Below are 21,163 nucleotides of genomic sequence, written 5' to 3' on the forward strand. Positions count from 1 at the left end.
AGTGTGTACTTCATTCTACAGTCAAGTACATCACTCAAGTAAGTTGAAGTGTAAGTAAAAAAGCCCCGCACAAGCGGGGCTTTTCAGCAAACTACTTTAATACAACTCATGTTCGGTAACCCACATTAAGGGATCATGATGATTGCACCTGAAACTTTTCTTCCTTCGGCTGCTTTATGTGCTTCAGCAGCTTGTTCAAGTGTGAACTTAGCACCAATTTGCACCTTCACTCGACCTTGTGCAATCGCATCAAACACTGCACGAGCATTTTCTTGAAGCAGCTCTGGAGTAGCGTTATGTGGAAATACAGAAGGTCTAGTTAAAAAGAGGCAACCTTTCTTATTCAGAATCTCCGGCTGAATCTCTGGGGCTGGGCCTGAGGCAGCACCAAATAAAGCAACCATGCCAAATGGTGCAGCACAATCGAGCGATCCCAGGAATGTCGTTTTAGCAACGGAGTCATAAACCACATTGGCTTTACGCCCACCTGTTGCCTTGAGTACTTCTTCCACCCAATTAGGGTTTGAATAATCCACCACAGCATCGCATCCCGCTTCCTTAGCTGCTGAAAACTTGGCTTGAGATCCAACAGTTCCAACCACAAAAGCACCTAATGATTTTGCCCAGCCAGCCAAGATTTGACCAACACCACCGGCAGCAGCGTGCACTAGCACGACATCGCCAGATTTCACCTGATATGTTTTCTGAATTAAGTACTGTGCAGTCATTGCCTTAAAGAACACGGCTGCAGCGACTTCATCGGATACATTGTCTGGCACTGAGACCAACTTATCTGCGGCGACATTACGTGCACTCGCATAAGCGCCAATACCAGCATTGATATACATGACACGATCACCGATTTTAAATCGAGTGACGCCTTCACCAAGCGCCTCAACTACACCAACTGCTTCATGCCCCAAACCTGTTGGCAGCTCGAGTGGGTAATAACCAGAGCGCTGATAGACATCAATAAAGTTAAAACCAATCGCAGTTTGACGAAGCTGAACTTCCCCTTTTCCTGGAGCTGGAAGCTCTTTATCAATTAACTGAATCACATCAGCATTGCCGAGTTCTGAAAGATTAACAATTCGAGCAGTTGTCACAAGTCACCTTATTATTTTTATAGAAAAATTTATCTTACTGCAACAGCAGAAGAGACAAGCTCTTCATCCTCAACAACAGCCCAAGTGCTATCACCGAGCTTTTTGACGGCCATAGAATAAGTCCAAGAATCAGGAATACCGCAACTCCATTGATCTGGACCATTCTGAATCAATACATTGGCACCAATGCGACTATCAAAATACAAATGATATGTTTTGCCATGCAGGGGATTGAAACTGAATTTGGCACTATGAACCATCTCAGTAGCATCCAATCGTGCTTGCAGCGAGCGCGCTTGCTTCATTAATACTTCAGCCTGCTCCATAATGCGATCGTATTCAAGCTTGGCATTTTGACGAGCCACATTGACTGCCCTGTCTTTTTCTTCCAAGACTTTAATCGGCGCAAATACGGGCGCGCCCACCTCCATGGGATATTCAATGCCAGCATGCCGTGCTGGATCGGTGTCTTCTATTCTCATGGCTTTTTAACCTACTGATTTATATGGCGAAAGTGTGACACAAATTCACAAAACGCGTTGTAGCAGCCGACAAGCAGGACAAACACCTAGAGGGAGTTCAAATCCCCCAAAAGTGCTTTGGCATGTATCTGGATGGCCTGCTGATCAGCTTCGCTAATGCGGGATAAGTTGGCGGTCATCAATCGGGTACGCGGACTTGCCTCAAACTGTTGACGATGCTTTATCAAGAAATTCCAATAGAGATTGGTCATCGGGCAAGCACCTTCCCCAAATCGGACATCGGGCTTGTACTGGCAAGATCCGCAATAGTTACTCATTCTCTTAATGTAGGCACCGCTGGCAATATAAGGCTTGCTAGTGAAACGACCACCACTCGCGAATAAGGCCATGCCCGCCGTATTGGGGAGTTCTACCCATTCAATCGCATCAATATAAATAGCCAGATACCAATCACACACCTCTTTTGGCAGAATTTCTGCAAGCAAGGCAAAGTTACCAGTCACCATGAGTCGCTGAATATGATGGGCATAGCCATACTGCAAGGTCTGCCCAATCGCCTCTTGCATACACTTCATATTCGTTTTGCCAGTCCAATACCAGGCAGGCAATGCATTCTGGTGATCATAAAAGTTATCAAGTGCCATTTGCGGCATATCAAGGTAGTACATGCCGCGCACAAATTCTCGCCAACCTAGAATCTGGCGAATGAAACCCTCTACTGTTGCAAGCTCTAAGTTGTGCTTTTTCCAAGCAAGCAAAACGGCATCAATGACCTCTCTCGGATTGAGCAACTTTAAATTCAGTGAACTCGACAACAGCGAGTGCCAACCAAAAGGCGTATCTGTCCACATCGCATCTTCATAGATACCGAAGGTCGCTAAGCGGTGCTCTACAAACCCCTCGAGTGCTTGAAGCGCTTGTTGGCGCGTAACCGGCCATTGAAAGTTGGCCAACGACCCAGGGTGATCTGAGTAGCGCTCCTCTACCTCAATCAATACAGCTTTAGTAATTGCATCCGGCTCAAATAATTCTGGAGGCGGAATAAGGCCCGGGCCCTTCTTGGGAAAGGGTTTGCGATTATCTCGATCGAAGTTCCACTGCCCACCTTCTGGATTACCTTCTTTATCAACCAGGATGTTGTGGGTCTTGCGCATGAGTCGATAGAAATACTCCAAACGCAATTCTTTTTTGCCTGCAACCCAGTTAGAAAATTCATGACGTGAGCAATAGAAATGGGGGTCTTCCTGCATTTCTAATTCAATACCTAATTCAGAGGCTAATGTTTCAATCTCACACTTAAGTCGATATTCCCCAGGCTCAAGACAAACTAAATGAGTGCAGTTATCTTTTTTCAGAATTTCCCGCAATGTGTCAGCAATCGATTTAGGAGATTGCTTGATATATTGAAGCGGTATATCAAGCCCTTCTAGATGCTGAGCAAAGTGGCGCATTGCCGATAAAAATAATGCAATTTTTGCCTTATGAGACCAAACATATTGAGCCTCATCCGCAGACTCAATCATGACTACCTGATCAGCCTGAGGATTGAGATTTTTTAATACTGAGCTATTGATGTCTAGCTGATCACCCAGAATAAGAACGAGCTTTTTCAAATCTCCATCCTTACCAATTGCTCAGCTTAGCGCTTGTAAAAGCTCAGGGTAACCTCACCAAGATCAATTCCAAACTTACTCATCTTGGCTTTATTCAGCATGACCTTTGGCGTTACAAGATACATCCAATCGTTAAATTGCACGTGATAAATCGTGCCGTCTACTGGCAATGCCAATGTGTAAGCCCAGTTAAGGGCATTACCCGCTGATTCACCCAGCGCCTCACCCACCACATCATCTGCCCTGCCAATATATTTACCTGGGGAAGTTTCAGTCAAAGTCCAGATACGCTTTTGCTTCGTGCCATCGGAATATTCAAAGCTTTCATCGAGAGTGCCCACTTTTTTACCATCAACGACTTTCCACTGCGCTACCAAGAGGACAGTAAACCGTTTTTTCACTTCACCACTACGATCGGTAAAGATTCCATAGGCATCTATCGTGCCGTTGAAGTATTCACTCAGATCTAAGTTGGGCTTCTCGTTAGCGTACTGCGTTACTGAAGGCGAAGAACAGCCAAATAGACCGAATGCAATCAAGCAAACACCCAAACACTTTGAAACGAAATGGATCTTGCGCATTAACATGCTCCTGAAATGAGTGGTGGCGGGCAGCCCTGCCCTAAGAGCTCAGCCCTGAGTTTTGGGACGCTTGTTTTTGAATCTAACCAAATACCAAAAAAGGCTTTTGCAAAATCGGCACCCTGAATTTGCGATATCTTCCTGCCCTCATAAAAGAAGCTGGTTCCCTGCTTAGGAATATAGACAGCAGCAATAGTCTGGCCAGGCTCCACGTTGGGGAGGATGCCTGCTAGCTCTTTACCCCAAGATGTTGCTTGGGCATCGGCAACACCCAAGCTTTTCATTTCATCAGCTGTACGGTTGGCGATCGCCTCACCCGAGAATGCCCTCTGATACTTCAGCTCGAGTGCGAACTCCTGAGAATCCTTAGCGGTACCACGATATAGATTGGCATCATAAACATGAAAGCCCCAAAAGTTCAGTCTGCCTAGCCCCTGCAATTGGGCTTGACCCATCATACTTTTAATGTGCGGTGGCTCTTTAGCAAAACTCATTGGGGCGGCCATAGCCAGGGTTAAGGTGATGACTAATACGCGAGAGAGTTTCATATCCTTATGCCTTTCTATTCACCAGTCGTAAAGCAAGTGGTCCCAGTAGTGCTGAGATGGCATGGCGATGCCTTGCGAAGAATCGATAGCCCAAATTCCAAATCGGTTTGAGTGTTGGCCTAGAAAATAGCCATGCCAATTTAGGAAGATTGGCCCGGCTATAGGCCGCTGAAAATACTTCAACCCCTTGGATCAGCTCACCATCATCATATTGAGCGCACATAGAAGCCAAAGCTTGGTCGCAAGAAACACCTACATGATCAGGGGCATATTTGTCAGAATTAATATCCACGAAGCTGAGCAAACCTGCTTGATTACGTCCAGAAAGAAACTGGATTTCTGCCTGACATAAGGGACAAAGGCCATCATAGAACATGGTCAGCTTTTTCATGATGCCGATTTTTGCTTGTACTGGGTTGCGCAGTAAGCGCGGTTAACCAATTTACTGCGTAGAGCAACATGCTTAGTTGCCCTGCCAGTTACCCGCTTACGCCACAATTCAAAGGAGTTGCGTTTCAGCTGTTTTCTCATCAAGGCGATCACTTGGGGCTCGGAATACCCGAAAGTAGATTTAATAGCATCAAAAGGCGTGCGATCCTCCCAGGCCATCTCAATCAACCTTGAGAGGTCTGCTTCTGAAAGCGTTTGGGGCAGTCGAGTCGTCATCGAGCAAGTTTAAGACTTATTCAATAAACTGGCTGAGACCCCATTCATTTACCCTATTCATGTCATTAATTCCCAATTCCTTCCGTGCACTCGTGATTGGCTCCTCTGGAACCATCGGCTCTGCCTTCATGGAATTGCTGGAACAGCATCCCGCATGCACGAAAGTAATAGGCATACATCGAAACTCTGTCAATCCAATTGATTATCAAGATCTCAACACCGTTGAAGACGCAGCAAAAGCCCTTTCAGGAGAGGCGCCCTTTCAGCTGATCATCAATACCATCGGCATATTGCACTCAGCTGATTGGATGCCAGAAAAGAAACTAGATGATCTCAATGCCGAGCAATTGCAGCTATTGATGCAAATGAATGCTATCGGGCCTGGATTGACAATCAAATACTTTTCAAAGTTACTGGATCCAGCCAACTCGGTCATGGCAACACTCTCTGCCAAAGTGGGCAGCATTGAAGACAATCGTCTCGGTGGCTGGTATAGCTACCGCGCCTCTAAGGCAGCACTCAATATGCTGATCAAGACAGCATCGATTGAATTTGCTAGAACCAAACCCAACACTGCACTTGTGGCACTGCATCCAGGGACCGTGAATTCTCGCTTATCAAAACCCTTTAAGGGAGAGCAAATTGGTAGACCTCCTTTAGATGCTGCCAACGATATGCTCAATGTTCTTTTCTCGCTCAGCAAAGAAGATTCAGGCAGTTTTATTACTTACTCTGGCGAGAGACTACCCTGGTAACTCAGAACACCTAATGAGCTATTTCTCCCACATTTTTCTCGCAATACTCATGCTTGTCGGGGTGCAAACATCTCTCTTCGCGCAAACTGAGTTCGCTAAGGCTATGCAAGATGGTCAACATGTCTTACTTATGCGTCATGCTGATGCGCCGGGGTTTGGTGATCCCCAGGGTTACCAGCTAAGCCAATGTTCTACGCAACGCAATCTGGGTGAGCGTGGCAAGAAGCAGGCTAAAGCTACTGGGGATTGGTTGACCAAACAGGGCATCACTAAAGCACAGGTCTACAGCAGTCCCTGGTGCCGCTGCTTTGATACTGCAAGCCTACTCAATAAGGGTGAGGTTAAAAAGGAGGCGGCACTCGGGTCCTTCTTTGATGATATGAGCCAAGCTCAAAAGCAGACTGAGGCTTTAATGAAGCTCATTCAGCTGGAGCGCATTCAACATCCAAAAGCACCAATCATCATGGTCACCCATCATGTCAATATTGAATCCTTCACGGGCCAAGTTCTTAATTCGGGTGACATGATCTTGGTCAAAGTAGATTCTTCAGGCAGAGCACTATCGCATACGCGATATCCAAGCCCATAACCTCTTTTTGTTAACAAACTTCACGCAATCGAAAGCATCCATCATGACTGACTTACCTCTGAATGTTTTAGGGCAACCACTAGTTGCCTGCTCTTTTGATCCTTTGACAGGGTTTTTTAGAGATGGTTGCTGCAAAACAAATGAACAAGATCTCGGCAGTCATTTGGTCTGTGCAATTGTCAGCAATGACTTTTTGCAATTTAGTCTTAAGCGCGGTAATGATTTGATCACCCCAAGACCGGAATACCAGTTTCCAGGCTTAATTGCGGGCGATCAGTGGTGTCTTTGCCTGAACCGCTGGATCGAAGCTCTAGAAGCCAACTGTGCGCCGATGATTAAACTGGAAAGTACCCACATCAAAGCTTTGGAGAAAGTCTCTCTAGAAGTGCTAGAGCAATACGCAGCGGTGGAACAGCTATAACACTCTACTAGGACGATAGCCAAAGCTTGCGGTAGATTTCTTTTGGATCGTGGTCTTGAGTTTGCTTAGCCACATTGAAGGGTCTACCTCCTCTAGGATCAGTGCCGCGCCCAGCTATATAGAGCCAATTACCTTGATTGCTATAGACGTCATAGTCGATTAGTTGAGACTCAAACCAAGCAGCACCTGCGCGCCAATCACCCTGCATGTCGTATATCCAGTAGCCAGCCACAATCTGGCGCATCCGATTGGATAGGTAACCACTCTGATAAAGCTCACGCATGCCAGCATCCACCAACTCAGAACCAGTATTGCCAAAGCGCCATTGCTCAAAACTAGCCTGGGGCGATGGCTTTACAGCGAGCCCCGTTAAGCCGCTGGCGCGATACAGGTTTTGACCATACTTGAAGTGAATAAAGCGAAAATAATCTCGCCAGAGTAATTCAAACCAAAGCCAATAAGTGCCATCATTAGCACCATAGCGATTTTCATAATCACTTAATTGCGCCGCTATCTCACGTGCCGAAATGCAACCCAGGGCAAGCCATGCTGAAAACTTACTGGAGTAATCCATACCAATCAGTTGATTGCGGGTCTCTTTATAACTATCTGGCAAACGCCGCTCTAAGTATTGCTTCAGATGGGTCTGTGCATGACTAGCTCCTCCCACAAAATATGGGTGTGCAACTGCTTGAGTTCTAGAGGGTGATATTGGGTGCTGAGGTAAAAGCCTTGGTAGTAAAGGAATCTTCTTGGGCGCATTGATGGGCTGTGCAAACTTGAGCTGTGCTCGCTCGACCTCGCGTCTAAATATCGTAAATACATCGGGCATGTTTTCTAATGCAAATGGCAAGGCTTGCGGCTCCAACATACTTGATTGCCAGAACTCCTTAACCTCAACTGCCTGCTCTTGCAAAATTCGTACTTGCTCTATTTCCTCGGGCGCTGCAATTTGCTCGCAATAAATTGCTGTTGCAGCAGTATCCTGAACTAGCTGCAACAATACCTCTGTCGACTTGCCAGCCAACTCGAATAGATCTGATCCCTGAGCTTGTAGCTGCGCCCTTAAGTCATCCAATGAGGCTCGCAAGAAGGCTTTTCGATGCAGTCCTTGCCTCTCAAAACCATAAACCATGTCTTGCTCTTTTGAATCATGGATGTACACCGGCAAAAGATAATCTGCATTTGAGCAAGCTTGCGCAAATGCTGGGTTATCCGCCAATCGCAAGTCATTTCGAAACCAGTAAATCAAGGTGCGCATCGATTACACCTCCGCCTTACTGCTGGACTTTTTGGAGCGACAGGCATCAGAGCAATATTTGACCTCATCCCAATTTTTAGCCCACGACTTACGCCACGTCATCTCCTTACCGCAGACCAGACAGGTCTTACTGGGCAAAAATGATTTATTCCCCTTAAATCCTGCTTTTTCAGATCGAGCCATACCTACCTATAGAAAAACGAATAGACTATTCGACACACGTAAAAGTCAAATGAAAACAAGATTGCTTTGAAAGCTTTTTATACCGACCACTATGTTTTACCACTTCCACCGGGACACCGCTTTCCGATGGAAAAGTACAGCCAGTTGCGCGACCTCGTTACACAACTAGAGGGCATAGAGCTCGTAGAGGCACCCGCCGTTACCGATACACAAATTCTGTATGCGCACGACCCTAGCTATCTCATGAAAGTCATTGCGGGGGATTTAAGCACAAAGGAGCAACAGGAGATTGGCTTTCCTTGGAGCGAAAAAATGGTGGAGCGATCACGCCGTTCTGCTGGTGCTACTGTGGCAGCCGCAAAGGCGGCACTAGATGAAGGTTTAGCAGTAAATCTAGCGGGTGGAACGCACCACGCCTATCGGAATATGGGCAGTGGATTTTGCGTTTTTAATGACTCCGCGATTGCAGCGAGAGCCTTACAAAAAGAAGTGAACTCAACACTTAAAGTAGCCATCGTAGATTTAGACGTTCACCAAGGAAACGGCACGGCATCCATTCTTCAACATGACAAATCCATTTTTACGCTATCAATTCATGGTGAAAATAATTTCCCATTCACTAAAGAGCAGAGTGATTTAGATATTGGCCTGCCCAATGGATGTAAAGATGAGGATTACCTCAAAGCTTTGGATCAGGGATTAGAGATGCTAGATACATTTATACCTGACTTCATTATTTATCTAGCTGGTGCAGATCCCCACGAAGGCGATAGACTGGGAAAGTTAGACATCAGTAAAGTGGGCATGCGCCAAAGAGATGAGCGTGTCTTTAAATATGGTGCAGACCGCCAGATCCCAATTGCCTTCTCAATGGCAGGTGGCTATGGAAAAGAGATTTGCACTACCGTAGACATTCATTTCCAGACCATTCAAACCGCACTTCAATTTACTACTGCTTCTTAGGTAAATTATTAATAGTCTTGACATCATTAAGCTGTTGATCAACAAGATACAGTGTTCCGCCATAGTTGGCTTGCAAGTCGTAGCCTTTAAGTCCAACCGTATAAATTGTGATGTAAGGATTAAATGAGCGGATAGTACCGCCAGATCCAGCAGAAAAGTTTGCATCCACATCCATGCCGCCACGCTGTCCATCAATTGAGGTCAACAAAAACTGATTGATTGCATCCGTATTCTTAAAAAGAATAATCTGGTACTGATCTTGATATCCTGCGCCAATCCCTTCGCCGGTTTTCATGGCTTGCATAAAGATAGGCTCTGAACGACGCTTATCAAATAAAACGCCCTCACCCCTAGCGACCACCAATAACACCACATTGACATTGGTAGTGTTAAAGACTGCGTATCCCGGAGAGGTCTCTATATCCTTCCTGATTGCGGGATTTTGCTTAATGAGAGCAGCCAAACCCACCTTAGACATTGCAAGCGTCGCCTCTCTTTTCTGCACAATCTCTTGAGCAGTTAAAGGCTTTCCATCCGCACCTGTCGACTGACAGCCAGATAGCATCACTAAGCTAAACACCATGCATAAGACTGGGAATATTGATGAAGGTTGGGTCATAGCAGCCTAAGAAAGGTTCGGTATTGAAAAATAAGGTCTGAAAGACACATCTTATAGGTTTAGATCAGTTTTATAAAAGATCTAGAAATGCACATTAGAATCCTCGAATTATGTTTAGGATTAAAAATCTCTTCCTGCTAATGGCTTTTGGGCCAGGCTTAGTATGGGCGATTGATTTACAGCCTAACGATATTGTTGCCCCTCTCCCTAATAAGAACTACATCACGGTCAGTTATCTTAATACCGAGAACAATACGCTTTATAAAAATGGTGCCGCGGAAGCGGGTAGTCCAGTCATTGATACCCAAAGCGCGATTTTTCGTGGCACTAGAACCTATGACATGGGTAACCTTCCCGCAGCAAGTTTTATTCAACTTCCATATGGAAGCATTAACCCAAAGGGTTCACTAGCCAACCAAGCAAGCGATACGGGTGTTGGTGATCTCACGTTTGCCACTGCTATTTGGCCGTACTCCAATAGGTCAACTCGAACGTATTTTGGATTGGCAGCCTATCTCATTAGCCCGACTGGGAGTTACTCTAGTCAAAGGTCTTTTAATGTAGGCGAGAATCGATTTAGGACTGATTTACAGATGGGCTTTCAGACACCGATCACCTCCAATGTAGATGGCATGATTGCAGTCGACACAATGTGGTTCGGTGGCAATAGTCAGTGCGGCTTAGCATGCACGAGAAGCCTAACTACCACTGCTTCATTAAACCAAAAGCCACTCACCACTACTCAGCTGGGGCCCATTTATCGCATTAACCAAATCTTTACCGTAGCAGCCTCTTACTTTTATGTTGCTGGTGGTGCAACCTCAATTAATAACAGCTATCAAAATAATGTGGTGAATACCCAAAGATTTTTGCTAAGCGGTCAGGCGCACACGCCTATTGGCAGATTCTCCCTGCAATACGGCAGAGATATGGAAATCAAAAATGGGTTTGTACAAACTCGAGTGCTTGCAGTAAGACTTGCGAAAGAGTTTTAACGCTATCTTGCTGGCGGTAATGGGGAGCCACAAGAAGAGCAATAATGATCCTCACGGCCATATCCATCGCGCATACAAACCAAACAGGCGCGATCTCTATTTCCTCGATGCGGCCTTTTTGTATAAGACATTTCTGCTGTAACAATTCCGGTTGGCACTGCTAGGGTTCCCCAGCCCATTAGCATCATGAGCGAGGCAATCAACTTGCCTAAATCCGTTTGCGGGGTGATATCTCCAAAACCTACCGTGGTCATTGTTGTGATCGCCCAATAGATCGAAACTGGGATGCTCGTAAAGCCGTGGACTGGCCCCTCAACCACATACATCAATGTGCCCATGACCATCACCACCATGAGAACAACAGACAGAAAGACCAAAATTTTTCTTCTGCTAGCTGCCATTGCATCAGCTAGATGCTGATATTCAGACATGTATTGAGTCAGCTTAAAGATTCGGAAGACCCTAATGAGGCGCAAAATTCTGACATCAATTAAGGCATGCAACTCTGGGAAGATTAAAGCCAAATAGGTTGGCACAACGGCAAGAAGATCGATGATGCCAAAAAAACTGGTGATGTATTTAATACGATTCGGGGCGCAGTAGATTCTGACAAGATATTCCACTGTAAAAAGACCAGTAAACACCCACTCAAAAAAGGAGAGTTCGGTATGGAAGTTTTTCGATACCGACTCAATGCTATCCAATACAACCACTAGCAGGGAAAGTAATATGGCGAAAATTAATACCTGATCAAATCGAAGCCCCAAAGGAGTATTCGACTCAAAGACAATCTTTCTCAGCTTTTCTTTGAAGGATATCTGTCTAGGCATTTTTGTCTATTCCACCCTATTTGTTTTATATACAGTCCAATACTTTTGCATCTCAATAAAGAGAAATGAAGCGGACCAGGTAATCAGGGTGAAGCCTGTTAGCGCCTCTACTCCGGTCAAATAACGTAAGTAGCCTTGTGCCACGATCTCACCATAGCCCAATGTCGTAAAGGTAACAAAGGACAGGTAGGCACAATCTAACAAGATCCCATGGCCGGAAAGCTCGCCAACAAGTCCACCCATGACGGGGAACTGCAAGGTAAAGAAATAGCCAAAAGCAAACAGCCAAATCTCCACTATATGTGCCATGAAGATAGCGCCAACGCCTATTAAGACCCGAAAACGCGGCGCAATATGGGCAATCTTGGGAAGCAGCTTATCAAGCTGAAAAAGGGCCTCGTAATGCAAGAGGATCGCAATAAGTGCCAGAGATCCATTAATGATGAAGGCAGTGATGAGCAACATCGTTAAATTATCCCCCATTTTCAGGGGGATAAAAACATCAACCAGTAATAACGGTATCGCCTTTTAGAGCATCTACTTTAGCAAAGTACTTTTTAGCGTAAGCCAATAATTGCCCATCAGTAGGATGGTCTACGGTTTCAATGCCAACTACCTTTTCGGCAATGGTGTGATCGTGCTTAGTAGCATGCTTCATCAAATCCAATTTTGCAGAGCCAGGGCCCACAATCAAAATCTCTTTAGATTCCATGACCGCTTGGATTACTTCATGTAAGTAATGCTGATCCGGTTCAGCACGTGCGCCACTGACAGAGCCACTTTTGTGATGAACGTTCTTATGAGTAGATCTAGTTTTAATGACCTCACTCTCACTCGCAGTGGGGTTGAAATAAATAACGTGCGCTTCTTGATGATCGATCCAAATTACTGAGTGATTAAATGACATACTTTCTCTTTCTAATTAAAACAACAAAATATTAAATGCAGTAGATCAGGAATACTTAATCTAGAATTAAGTCATGACTAAACACATGTACTGCACCATCTACAGCGTGACCAGCTAGAATTTTATTTTCCGCAATCGATAAGAGCTTTAGCTGATGATTCTGGAATAAACGCAAAGAATCCTTTTCTACTCCATCTACATCCAAATCTTGCAGCGCTTCAAAGCTAAAAACACATTGCATTGGCTTAGCGTCAAGCAATGCTGGAAATGCCACATTGCCATTCTCTAATAGGCTGGCAGGGCCAATAAACTCAAGCTTCATTATAAGACTCACTTTATTTAGATATATACAAATCGCTTTCTTATTGTGGTCTTATTTAGTGCGGAAGTGTTGATATATATCAAAGATCTATCTATTGCACTCAGAAAGGGTCAAATTTTTTTGTAATAGAAAATTCTGCGCCGTTCTAGGAAGATGAATTTCATGGGATTTACTGAGCTGGGCAGATTGGCGCAATAAATCCTCGGACGATTTCTGTAATGAATCCCCTTTACAGACAAAGAGAATTTGATTCATTCGATCATCCTCCATAACTGCGATCACCACATAAATCCGTGAAGTAAATTGCCTGCTATATCTTTAGCGTAAATTTGCTTTAATCAAGCTGATAATGTCGTCATAGTAATGACGAAGCTTTTGCCAAAGCATTTGGACTAATCTCAATAGACTCATGCCCTCATACTAATCGGCATTGGCAAAGTCGCTCAGTCTGCGGCTAAACCCCCTCACTTTAAAGCCCAGCAAAAATAGATAACTTAAGCTACATTGCCTAGAGAATCCATCCAGAAAGCCCTGTATGCCATCAAAAGCATTTGTAGAAATAAAGGATCTAGTGCTAAATACCCAGATAGGGACTTATGCTACTGGAGCGGTAGTTCCAGATCGGCACCTATTGGATCTCATCCTGGCAATTGATCCTCAGCTTGTCATGATAGCTAATGATGTCATGACAAGCGTCTTTGACTATGATCCACTTGTTTTACAAATAGACCAGCTTGCACAGGACGGTCATTACGAAACCCAAGAACGCTTAATGACTAGAATTGTCGAGGCTTGTGCAAAATATCCGCAAATTCAGTCCGTGACGATGACTCTACGCAAGACTCCTGTTAGGCAAGGCTCAGGCGTCCTTGGGATACGCCTAGAAGTTGATACTCAAACCCTTGATCAAATGAGATCAAAAATCTAGGAAGCCTCTTCAACTTCCTCAATAAGATGGTCATACTTTAAGAAGTTTTCACGATGTCTTCTGTAATAGAGCAGACCTTCTTTGAGGCTAGAAACACTAGCACCCTGCTCTAACATTTTTTCCCATAGATTCCAGTCTTCTTGGGCATGCACTCCATCAGCGTATCTACGCTTGTATCCAATTTTTTGAGCTAACTCAGTGCGATACATCATGGAGCCATGATGCTTGCCTTCTCGATCCCAATACAAGTCACCTTGATAGGGAATGGTTTCACCAGGCACTCGATCATGAATCTCTTCCTTGAGCTCACCGGTGACCACGATGTCATAGGTCACAATATCAGAGCTCGCCTGGGACAATAGCTCGATTGCATCTGAACGTAGCCAATTATCAGCACCAACAAACAAAGCATATTCCGTATCAATTCGAGATAACAGATCATGAAAATTATCGACCGTACCTAAGTTTTGTGGCCTGAAGATATATTCAACCCCAGGATAGAAATTTGGCAAGTGCGTGCAATCATGAGCACCATCATCAGCAAAAATAATGCGGCTAGGTGCCACTGTTTGTGAGAGTAAAGACTCAATGCAGTGGGCTGCAAGGTGGCCATACTGATAGGAGCGATAACGACTGTAATCATAGTGCTGGCATTAGAGCACGGATAGAAGTCATTTGCATTTTGAGAGCAAAAAAATGCCAATCCTAGGATTGGCACTCTTAACCTTAAATGCTTTTGAAATTAATTCATCGGCCTTGGTTTTTTAGTCTCTGAAACTGGAATAACCTTACCACCCAATACAGTGGCATGTACGGCAACGTCTTTAATCTTGATTGCGGGAATTGTCTGTGGATCGGAATCTAAGATGGCAAAGTCAGCAAACTTACCTGCTTCTATTGAACCCACCTTACTCTCCACTCCAAGAGTGTAAGCAGCATTGATGGTGATCATCTTCATTGCATCTGAAGCCGTTACCGCATCAGCTGGCGCCCAGACCTTGCCATCGCTATAAACGTCCCTACGGGTAACCGCGGTCCATGCTTCTTTTAATGGTGCAGGTGCTGATACAGGCGCATCAGAGTGGATAGATGTCACAATGCCACTACGCACTAAAGCACCAAGACGCGTTGCGTAGGATGCGCGATCAACACCTAACATTGGATACTCTAATTGGGCACGCTCTGAGATATAGGACATATTGGCACTTACAACTGCGCCTAATGTCTTAATCTTCATCACCATGGCAGTCGATGGAATGCCAAAATGATTAATGGTGTACCGGTGATCAAAGCGTGGCTTTGAATCTAACAGCAATTGCAATGAATTAATTGAATGGGCATTACCGACATCCCCGTTGCTATGAATGTGAATATGAAAGCCCGCATCCCACCATGGTTTCATTGCACCAGCAAACTCTTTGGCCGACTGATAGTTAGTTGAACCTATTGTGCCGTTTGTATAACCGGGGCTTTCCATCCGCATAGTCTCAGGCAAATAACCCCCATCGCTATAAAACTTCACACCTTGGAAAATGAGGCGATCATTATCTTGCTGAGAGAGATTCTGAGCCTCAGTAATTGCCTTATCACCATACTTTTGAATGAATGGCTCTGCATAAACAACTGGGACAAGGCGTAATGCGGTATTAGGTGATTGGGTATATGCCTTGGAAATCTTGGTTTCCATGTCAATATTCATGGTTCCAAACGCCAAATCTCCCGATGTCGTAATACCAGCCTGCTGCATCAAGTCATTGATGTACATAAAGTCGTTTGGAATCTCATGCGGCTTCAAGATATCCTTGCCTGCAATCTTCAGAATAAATTGCATGGCTGGAATCTCTAAAAATTGACCGTTTAATTGACCATCTTTATCCAAGCCGACGCCTTTAACATTCTTCACCATGTCTGGCGTAATTCCGTAATGTTTGATCATGGCTGTATTGACGTACATGTCATGGCCAGAGATGTCCCACACGATGATAGGCCTTGAAGTGGAAGCTTGGTCTAAAAGCTGGCGATCAGGCAGCTTACCCATTGCCACTACGTCATAACCCCAAGTCAGCAAAATCTCCTTGGGATCCTTAATAGCATCCGAATACTTCTTTAACTGCGCCATTGCAGCCGGCAGGGTTGGCACACCAGCAAATGGAGTGCCCCATGGATTAGGCATGGGTGACGGAGTTAACAGCGGCCTATTAAACAGAAGACCCGCAAGCAAAGGATGTGCGTGCGGCTCAACAAATCCTGGATACATGACCTTATTAGCAAATTGACGATCAATCCTTGTTGGGTACTTATCAGTCCAAGGCTTCATATCTTCTAATGAACCCACTGACAGAATGCGTCCATCAGATACAGCAACTGCAGTGGCATTTGGAATCGAGGGATCCATCGTCACAATTTTCTTTGCCACGAAAACAGTGATCTCACTCACCTTAGGTGTTGATGGTGGGTCAATTAATTGAACAGCTGAAGCAAGGCCTGAAACAAGCCCTAGTGCACATAAATAAATAATTTTTGATTTTAGATTCATAAAAACTCCATCAGATTCTTCATCTCAAATGAGATAAATTACCGCTCATTTAAACAAAAAGAAACACCCGCATCAGCGAGTGTCCCCCTTTACAAACTGTCTTGATTAAGACTTACTTAAGGCTTACCTGCTTACCATCAACCCAAGTTTCCTTGACCTTGATATTACGAATTTCTGCAGGCGGTGTCTTACGTGGATTCTTCTCCAATATCACTAAGTCAGCCTGCTTGCCGACTTCTAAACTACCTACAATATTGTCAGCAAAGATTTGATATGCGGCATCGATCGTAATTGCTCGCATCGCATCGTCAACAGTAACAGCTTGAGTTGGTCCAAGCACTTTCTGCGGAGGCAGTTGCCATAAGCGCGTTACCTCTTCGCTCACATAGTTCAAAGGGCCGACATTGGAAACCGGTGAGTCGCTATGAAGCGTAAATTTACCACCCGCACGCTTAAAGTCTCCTGCTGGGTCAATTCGCTCGGCACGCTCTGAGCCAATGATGTGATCATTAAATGCCGCACCCCAATAATTGACATGACCAATAGTAAAGCTTGGTATCACGCCTAATTTCACTGACTTTGTAACGTGATCTAGACGATTAACCGTGAAATGCTCAATACGCAAACGACGCTCTTGCGGCTTAGGATTACCCGCCAATAATTTAGCGTAGCTATTTAAAGCCTGATCAATCGCCTTATCACCATTTGAGTGGGAAGAAATTTGCCAACCTTGATCAAAGTATGACTTCATAGATGCCTGTATATCAGCATCCTTATAGTTGAGTGAGCCACTCCACTTGCTATCTTTGGGATAACTATAGGGCTGATTGAGTGCAGCAGTTAAACCCTGGGTAGAGCCATCGGTAATATATTTAATACCAATGAAGCGTAGCTTATCGTCACCCTCATTTGGCTTAATAGCCTTATATCCAGGAGGCAAAGTTTCACTAAATAAGTATCCACGGACTCGAATTGGCGATGCGTTCTTTGCAAAAATTGCTTTATAGATTGCGATCTCTTTATCAACACCAAAATTACCACCAACACTCATCTCGGAGGCAGTAGTCACCCCTGTTGATGCCATCTTCTTCATGGTGCCTTGGATAGCAGCAAACAATTGCTCTTCTGTTGGGTTTGGCATTTTGGCCATAAACGGTAAATAGGTTGGTGGCTCTACTAACTTACCAGTGAGCTGACCCTTTGCATCTTTTACATAAATACCGCCGCCAGCAGGATTTGGAGTTTTATTGGTAACGCCAGCAAGCTCTAAAGCCTTGTGATTCACGTAGCCGATATGTCCAGATTGATTGACGATAAAAATAGGAACAGTAGTTGATACCTTATCCAAATCATCAGCAGTGAGTTCCGCCATAAATGGGCTTGTACGTGATGGATCAACACCAAAACCAAATAACCAACCACCAGCAGGAACATTCTTTAATCCTGCCTTCATTTTTTGAATTAGGGTTTCTTTAGTGTCATAAGGCAAAGTGAAGTTACTTAAATTTAATCCTAAGCCTTCAAATACTGCAGTCACCATGATGTGCACATGAGGCTCTACAAATCCTGGCATCAGAGTTTGGCCTTGCAGATCAATGACCTTAGTATTGCTGGCCTGCCACTCCTTGGTAACTGCATCCTTAGTCCCAACAGCAACAATCTTGCCATTCTGGACAGCTAATGCTTGAACTTCTTCGTTCTTCGCATTAACAGTGACGATTGGACCACCATAAAAGATGGTGTCAGCATTGCCTTTGGCAAAGGCAAGAGCGCACTGAGCCATCAATAATGTGGCCAGTAATTTTGGTGCAAATTTCATATTAAATTCCTAATTTAAGTGGAAATTACTTCAGAATAACCACAGTAGCTGTTGCTCTTGCACCCCAGCCTGATGGGCCGCCTGGAGTATTGCTAACGTAGTACATCGGGCCCGCTCCAAAGGAGAAAGGTACACCGTCAATTACAAACAGTTTAGAAACGCCAGCGTAGAGCGGATTGGATGTACGGCGCACATCATAGTTATATTGCGCCTCCATATTAGCGGTATAGGTCCAAGCTGTTTTAGTCGTATACGCAACAAAAGGTTGCCCATACAGATTATTTTGCGTACCAAAAGCAGGATTACCACCGACGCTCCATGATTGATAACCCAGCAAGCCGTAAGTCCAAGGACCATCGCGATTGAGCACGACACCAGTCACACCAGCAGCAGTTTGTTGCGAACCAAATCTACCGCTATTACCTGATGGTGACTGAGCGTACGGACCAATACCCCAAATCCAAGAGGAGTTGGTATTGGGCGCATAAAATGATTCGAGCGTCACACTGGCAATACCGTATCCAGAATAGGACTGTCCTGGAGCATATTGAACACTAGTCTCTCTCACGCCCGCTACGATCGGTCGAACAATAAAAATATCGCCACCACCTAAATTAAATGGCATTACTGGTTGAAACAGCAAAGTTTGCTCTGAACCACCTTGATTGAGGCCAACACCACGGTTGAACTCGTACTGCAATGGCACGGAGATCATATTCGCAATAGGGTTAGCTAACTTCTTCGCAATATCAACAGTATCGATATCTTTTTTAGGTGCAGCTAACACTCCCGATTTCTCTGCTGCTGCAGTCCCAGCACGCGCTGGAATTTCCTGGGCAAATACTGGAGTCGCAAAAGCAACTGCCAATAATGCAGTGATGATAGTTTTTGAATAGTGGTTCATAGAATGGTTTTATAAAATTAGAATTTAAAGGTCACAGCAATTTGTGGTCCCAACATGGTAGTTTTTTGCAAAACACCACCAGCCTTCATGTCGTAATAAAGCGCGCGATAAGTTAAGGAAGCGTCAATCAGGCTGTTGAAGGTTTTTCCCACGCCAGCCATCGCCTGCCACGTAAGGTTAGTAGTGCCGCCGCCGCTTCCAATATCACCATAAAACGGCACATACCAAGTAGAGTCGGCAATTCGATAACGGCCTTTAGCTCCGATAATAGGATCTACTGTCGACGTCGTCTTGGAGACGGTCTCCTTATATGGAGTGTTGTCGAGATTTGCATTCAAAGTAGCCGTGGCGTAGATGGCACGAACACCGAGCAAAGCATCAACATAAGCATCTTTAGTATTTGCTACTGTGTAGGTAGCTGCCCCCGTCAGCAATGTCTGCTGCAGAGTAACCTTGCCCGCAACTGTATCCGAGCCATCAGGTGTAACTACGGGAACATTGCCCGATTTTTGCAAAGTGGCAGAAACCAAATCTCCCATGACGCCCCATTTACCCTGATGCGCTTCAGCTGCAATCATGCCACCTGATTTTAGGTTGCCGAGGACATTACTGGTTGTAAAGTCCGCTGACTTAGCAAGCCCGTTATCTAAGCCCATAGTTCCCTTGATGCCAGAGCCCCATAGATAAGGCGTTATTTCAAAACGCCATGCATCAGCTACCTTAGGAATTGGACTGAGATCATCAGCCGCGTAAGATGAGCCAATAGACGCAAACAATCCACATGCTGCAATCAATGTTGAAAGGATTTTCTTATTCATAAAAATTATTAATTAGGTTAAAAATGAAGTTGGTATAGGGACTAGGTTGAGGCTCAAATGACTGCCCTATATTCTAAAGGATGGATTCAAATCAAATACGCATAAAGATTATGGTAAATCCCTAGGAGTTCCTACAAAGTAGTATGCATATGAATAATAGCCAGCAACCATCACCTCGGAGCCCCAGAATGACTTTCTTGGCACCTATCCCTGCTTGGATGAATTATGATCAATCGAGGAATTCTGACCTTTAGAATCACCTTGGTTAGTTTGTTGAAGATTCAATGCAAATCTCTAAAAGGCTTAAGTGAAGCAAATATAAGGGAAGTGGCTCAAAATCCCTCATCCGCAACAAAGGTTTGCTGAAGAATGCAATTTTCATGCGCCAAGAAAAGGCTACAAAAGCGAAACGTAACCAGCAATAAGATTGACGTGTGCGCTCTCAATATTAGAAATTAAAAGACACTTTTGCATAGCTTGACCAATCATATTGCCTATAAGTTTCAACCACCTGCTTGCTTGCTCCAATAGCCACAACCCAGTGCTTTGTAAGTCTATGGGTCACCATGGCATCGATAGGTACAAACCAACCTCCGCCAGCAGAGTTATAAACCATGCCATTCTCATCCCAAAAACGCAACATTGTGTTGGGGCCTAACTGAAAACCGATAGTTGGGAACATTTGAAGACTTCTCTGAAGTGCAGGCTGACTGGGATTGGTAATGATGCTGTTATTTTTACTATCAAATCCATACATATAACGAATCAGCGGTGAAAAATCTGTCACATGCAATTTACTATCTACTTCTGGTATAAATGACCAACCCAATTGAGGTCCAACCGCCCATTGACCATTATTTCCAAAAGGAAAGATAACGCGGCCACCAACTAAGGCGCCTAGTGGTTTTAGAAAGCGTCTATCTTGCCCCCAGATCGTTACCATCGTATTGCCGGAACTATATTGGCCGGAGTTATTTTCAGAGCTAATTGAGTTGAAATTGGCTACATAAGCAGTATCCAGACGAATGCGGCCTCGCCAGTCACCGACTTCAAGCGGATTGTAGTAACGCAACTTCAAAGTATTCTGATAGTTATCGCTACCTTGATAATTATGGTACCCCCAAAATTCCAATACCCTGCTATTCGTTAACTGCTGGGAATCATTATCGAATTTAGATATGGGAACGAGTAAGGTTTCAGCGTGAGCAACTGAAACAAACAAACTAAAGAGAAGTGATAGAAAAAATTTCATTACAAAAAAGTGGTACTAAATCTAACTTACTGACTGGTCTTGAATTTCCATCGTTCGGAGTTCTT

25 protein-coding genes and 1 pseudogene are annotated in these 21,163 nt (G+C 44.6%); 6 read left to right on the forward strand and 20 right to left on the reverse strand.

Annotation, left to right across the window (positions count from 1 at the left end; all coding sequences use genetic code 11):
* Positions 1-125: 125 nt before the first annotated feature.
* From GQ359_RS07810 to GQ359_RS07840, 7 genes are all read right to left on the reverse strand, one after another.
* Positions 126-1,106, reverse strand: coding sequence for a quinone oxidoreductase (locus GQ359_RS07810; protein ID WP_215301709.1), 981 nt, complete (start codon positions 1,104-1,106; stop codon positions 126-128).
* 29 nt (positions 1,107-1,135) lie between these two features.
* Positions 1,136-1,588 carry a DUF2452 domain-containing protein gene (locus GQ359_RS07815; RefSeq protein ID WP_215386460.1) on the reverse strand — a complete coding sequence of 151 codons (453 nt, stop codon included), beginning with the start codon at positions 1,586-1,588 and terminating at the stop codon, positions 1,136-1,138.
* Between the two features lie 86 nt (positions 1,589-1,674).
* Positions 1,675-3,201: a cryptochrome/photolyase family protein gene (locus tag GQ359_RS07820; protein WP_251367856.1), complete on the reverse strand. Its 1,527-nt coding sequence runs from the start codon at positions 3,199-3,201 to the stop codon at positions 1,675-1,677.
* 26 nt (positions 3,202-3,227) lie between these two features.
* Complete coding sequence (locus tag GQ359_RS07825; protein WP_215386461.1) at positions 3,228-3,782, reverse strand: DUF3833 domain-containing protein; 555 nt, start codon at positions 3,780-3,782, stop codon at positions 3,228-3,230.
* Complete coding sequence (locus GQ359_RS07830) at positions 3,782-4,330, reverse strand: chalcone isomerase family protein (protein ID WP_215386462.1); 549 nt, start codon at positions 4,328-4,330, stop codon at positions 3,782-3,784. The genes GQ359_RS07825 and GQ359_RS07830 overlap by 1 nt, the downstream gene beginning before the upstream one ends.
* 4 nt (positions 4,331-4,334) lie before the next feature.
* Positions 4,335-4,721: a thiol-disulfide oxidoreductase DCC family protein gene (locus GQ359_RS07835; protein ID WP_215386463.1), complete on the reverse strand. Its 387-nt coding sequence runs from the start codon at positions 4,719-4,721 to the stop codon at positions 4,335-4,337.
* Positions 4,718-4,996 (reverse strand): TIGR03643 family protein, encoded by a 279-nt coding sequence (locus GQ359_RS07840; protein WP_215301718.1) that lies wholly within the window; start codon positions 4,994-4,996, stop codon positions 4,718-4,720. The genes GQ359_RS07835 and GQ359_RS07840 overlap by 4 nt, the downstream gene beginning before the upstream one ends.
* A 59-nt stretch (positions 4,997-5,055) precedes the next feature.
* On the opposite strand from GQ359_RS07840, the gene GQ359_RS07845 reads away from it, so the two are divergent.
* The 3 genes from GQ359_RS07845 to GQ359_RS07855 all read left to right on the forward strand — a co-directional run bounded on the left by GQ359_RS07845 (position 5,056) and on the right by GQ359_RS07855 (position 6,761).
* A complete protein-coding gene (locus tag GQ359_RS07845) occupies positions 5,056-5,751 on the forward strand; it encodes an SDR family NAD(P)-dependent oxidoreductase (RefSeq protein WP_215386464.1) in 696 nt (231 codons plus the stop codon).
* A 61-nt stretch (positions 5,752-5,812) separates the two neighbouring features.
* A complete protein-coding gene (locus tag GQ359_RS07850) occupies positions 5,813-6,340 on the forward strand; it encodes a histidine phosphatase family protein (protein WP_251367857.1) in 528 nt (175 codons plus the stop codon).
* A gap of 43 nt (positions 6,341-6,383) precedes the next feature.
* Positions 6,384-6,761: a DUF2237 family protein gene (locus GQ359_RS07855; protein WP_215386466.1), complete on the forward strand. Its 378-nt coding sequence runs from the start codon at positions 6,384-6,386 to the stop codon at positions 6,759-6,761.
* A gap of 7 nt (positions 6,762-6,768) precedes the next feature.
* On the opposite strand, the gene GQ359_RS07860 is transcribed toward GQ359_RS07855, so the two are convergent.
* Together GQ359_RS07860 and GQ359_RS07865 are read right to left on the reverse strand one after the other, a co-directional pair.
* Positions 6,769-8,022, reverse strand: a complete 1,254-nt coding sequence (locus GQ359_RS07860; RefSeq protein ID WP_215386467.1) for a DASH family cryptochrome — start codon at positions 8,020-8,022, stop codon at positions 6,769-6,771.
* Positions 8,023-8,025: 3 nt separating this feature from the next.
* Positions 8,026-8,205 (reverse strand): DUF2256 domain-containing protein, encoded by a 180-nt coding sequence (locus tag GQ359_RS07865; RefSeq protein WP_215386468.1) that lies wholly within the window; start codon positions 8,203-8,205, stop codon positions 8,026-8,028.
* 66 nt (positions 8,206-8,271) lie between these two features.
* On the opposite strand from GQ359_RS07865, the gene GQ359_RS07870 reads away from it, so the two are divergent.
* On the forward strand, positions 8,272-9,168 hold the full coding sequence (locus GQ359_RS07870) for a histone deacetylase (protein WP_215386469.1): 897 nt from the start codon (positions 8,272-8,274) through the stop codon (positions 9,166-9,168).
* On the opposite strand, the gene GQ359_RS07875 is transcribed toward GQ359_RS07870, so the two are convergent.
* Entirely contained in the window at positions 9,155-9,787 is a 633-nt protein-coding gene (locus GQ359_RS07875; RefSeq protein WP_215386470.1) for a hypothetical protein, read from the reverse strand. The two genes, GQ359_RS07870 and GQ359_RS07875, sit on opposite strands and share 14 nt — an antisense overlap.
* A gap of 110 nt (positions 9,788-9,897) precedes the next feature.
* Between GQ359_RS07875 and GQ359_RS07880 the strand changes: the two genes are divergently transcribed.
* On the forward strand, positions 9,898-10,782 hold the full coding sequence (locus GQ359_RS07880; RefSeq protein WP_215386472.1) for a transporter: 885 nt from the start codon (positions 9,898-9,900) through the stop codon (positions 10,780-10,782).
* Between the two features lie 2 nt (positions 10,783-10,784).
* On the opposite strand, the gene GQ359_RS07885 is transcribed toward GQ359_RS07880, so the two are convergent.
* Genes GQ359_RS07885 through GQ359_RS07900 form a run of 4 tightly spaced genes read right to left on the reverse strand, consistent with a single transcriptional unit; the run spans position 10,785 to position 12,841 of the window.
* Positions 10,785-11,612 carry an ion transporter gene (locus GQ359_RS07885; protein WP_215386474.1) on the reverse strand — a complete coding sequence of 276 codons (828 nt, stop codon included), beginning with the start codon at positions 11,610-11,612 and terminating at the stop codon, positions 10,785-10,787.
* A 6-nt stretch (positions 11,613-11,618) separates the two neighbouring features.
* A complete protein-coding gene (locus GQ359_RS07890; RefSeq protein ID WP_215386476.1) occupies positions 11,619-12,077 on the reverse strand; it encodes an ion channel in 459 nt (152 codons plus the stop codon).
* Between the two features lie 37 nt (positions 12,078-12,114).
* Entirely contained in the window at positions 12,115-12,519 is a 405-nt protein-coding gene (locus GQ359_RS07895) for a translational machinery protein (protein ID WP_215301736.1), read from the reverse strand.
* Positions 12,520-12,574: 55 nt separating this feature from the next.
* The gene (locus GQ359_RS07900; protein ID WP_215386478.1) at positions 12,575-12,841 is read right to left on the reverse strand and encodes a DUF1488 family protein; all 267 of its coding nucleotides are present in this window, start codon (positions 12,839-12,841) and stop codon (positions 12,575-12,577) included.
* Positions 12,842-13,376: 535 nt separating this feature from the next.
* Between GQ359_RS07900 and GQ359_RS07905 the strand changes: the two genes are divergently transcribed.
* The gene (locus GQ359_RS07905; RefSeq protein WP_215386480.1) at positions 13,377-13,769 is read left to right on the forward strand and encodes a dihydroneopterin aldolase; all 393 of its coding nucleotides are present in this window, start codon (positions 13,377-13,379) and stop codon (positions 13,767-13,769) included.
* On the opposite strand, the pseudogene GQ359_RS07910 reads toward GQ359_RS07905, so the two are convergent.
* The 6 genes and pseudogenes from GQ359_RS07910 to GQ359_RS07935 form a co-directional block, all read right to left on the reverse strand.
* A pseudogene (locus GQ359_RS07910) lies at positions 13,766-14,365 on the reverse strand (glycosyltransferase family 2 protein); the annotation flags it as partial. The gene GQ359_RS07905 and the pseudogene GQ359_RS07910 overlap by 4 nt on opposite strands.
* Before the next feature lie 146 nt (positions 14,366-14,511).
* A complete protein-coding gene (locus GQ359_RS07915) occupies positions 14,512-16,305 on the reverse strand; it encodes an amidohydrolase (RefSeq protein ID WP_215386481.1) in 1,794 nt (597 codons plus the stop codon).
* A gap of 112 nt (positions 16,306-16,417) precedes the next feature.
* Positions 16,418-18,124 carry an amidohydrolase gene (locus GQ359_RS07920; protein WP_215386483.1) on the reverse strand — a complete coding sequence of 569 codons (1,707 nt, stop codon included), beginning with the start codon at positions 18,122-18,124 and terminating at the stop codon, positions 16,418-16,420.
* 25 nt (positions 18,125-18,149) lie between these two features.
* A complete protein-coding gene (locus GQ359_RS07925; RefSeq protein WP_215386485.1) occupies positions 18,150-19,028 on the reverse strand; it encodes a hypothetical protein in 879 nt (292 codons plus the stop codon).
* Between the two features lie 17 nt (positions 19,029-19,045).
* Positions 19,046-19,846, reverse strand: a complete 801-nt coding sequence (locus tag GQ359_RS07930) for a hypothetical protein (RefSeq protein ID WP_215386487.1) — start codon at positions 19,844-19,846, stop codon at positions 19,046-19,048.
* Positions 19,847-20,294: 448 nt separating this feature from the next.
* Positions 20,295-20,924: a hypothetical protein gene (locus GQ359_RS07935; RefSeq protein WP_215386489.1), complete on the reverse strand. Its 630-nt coding sequence runs from the start codon at positions 20,922-20,924 to the stop codon at positions 20,295-20,297.
* Positions 20,925-21,163: the final 239 nt, after the last annotated feature.

This window comes from Polynucleobacter sp. AM-7D1 (genome assembly GCF_018688455.1).
Taxonomy (GTDB): domain Bacteria; phylum Pseudomonadota; class Gammaproteobacteria; order Burkholderiales; family Burkholderiaceae; genus Polynucleobacter.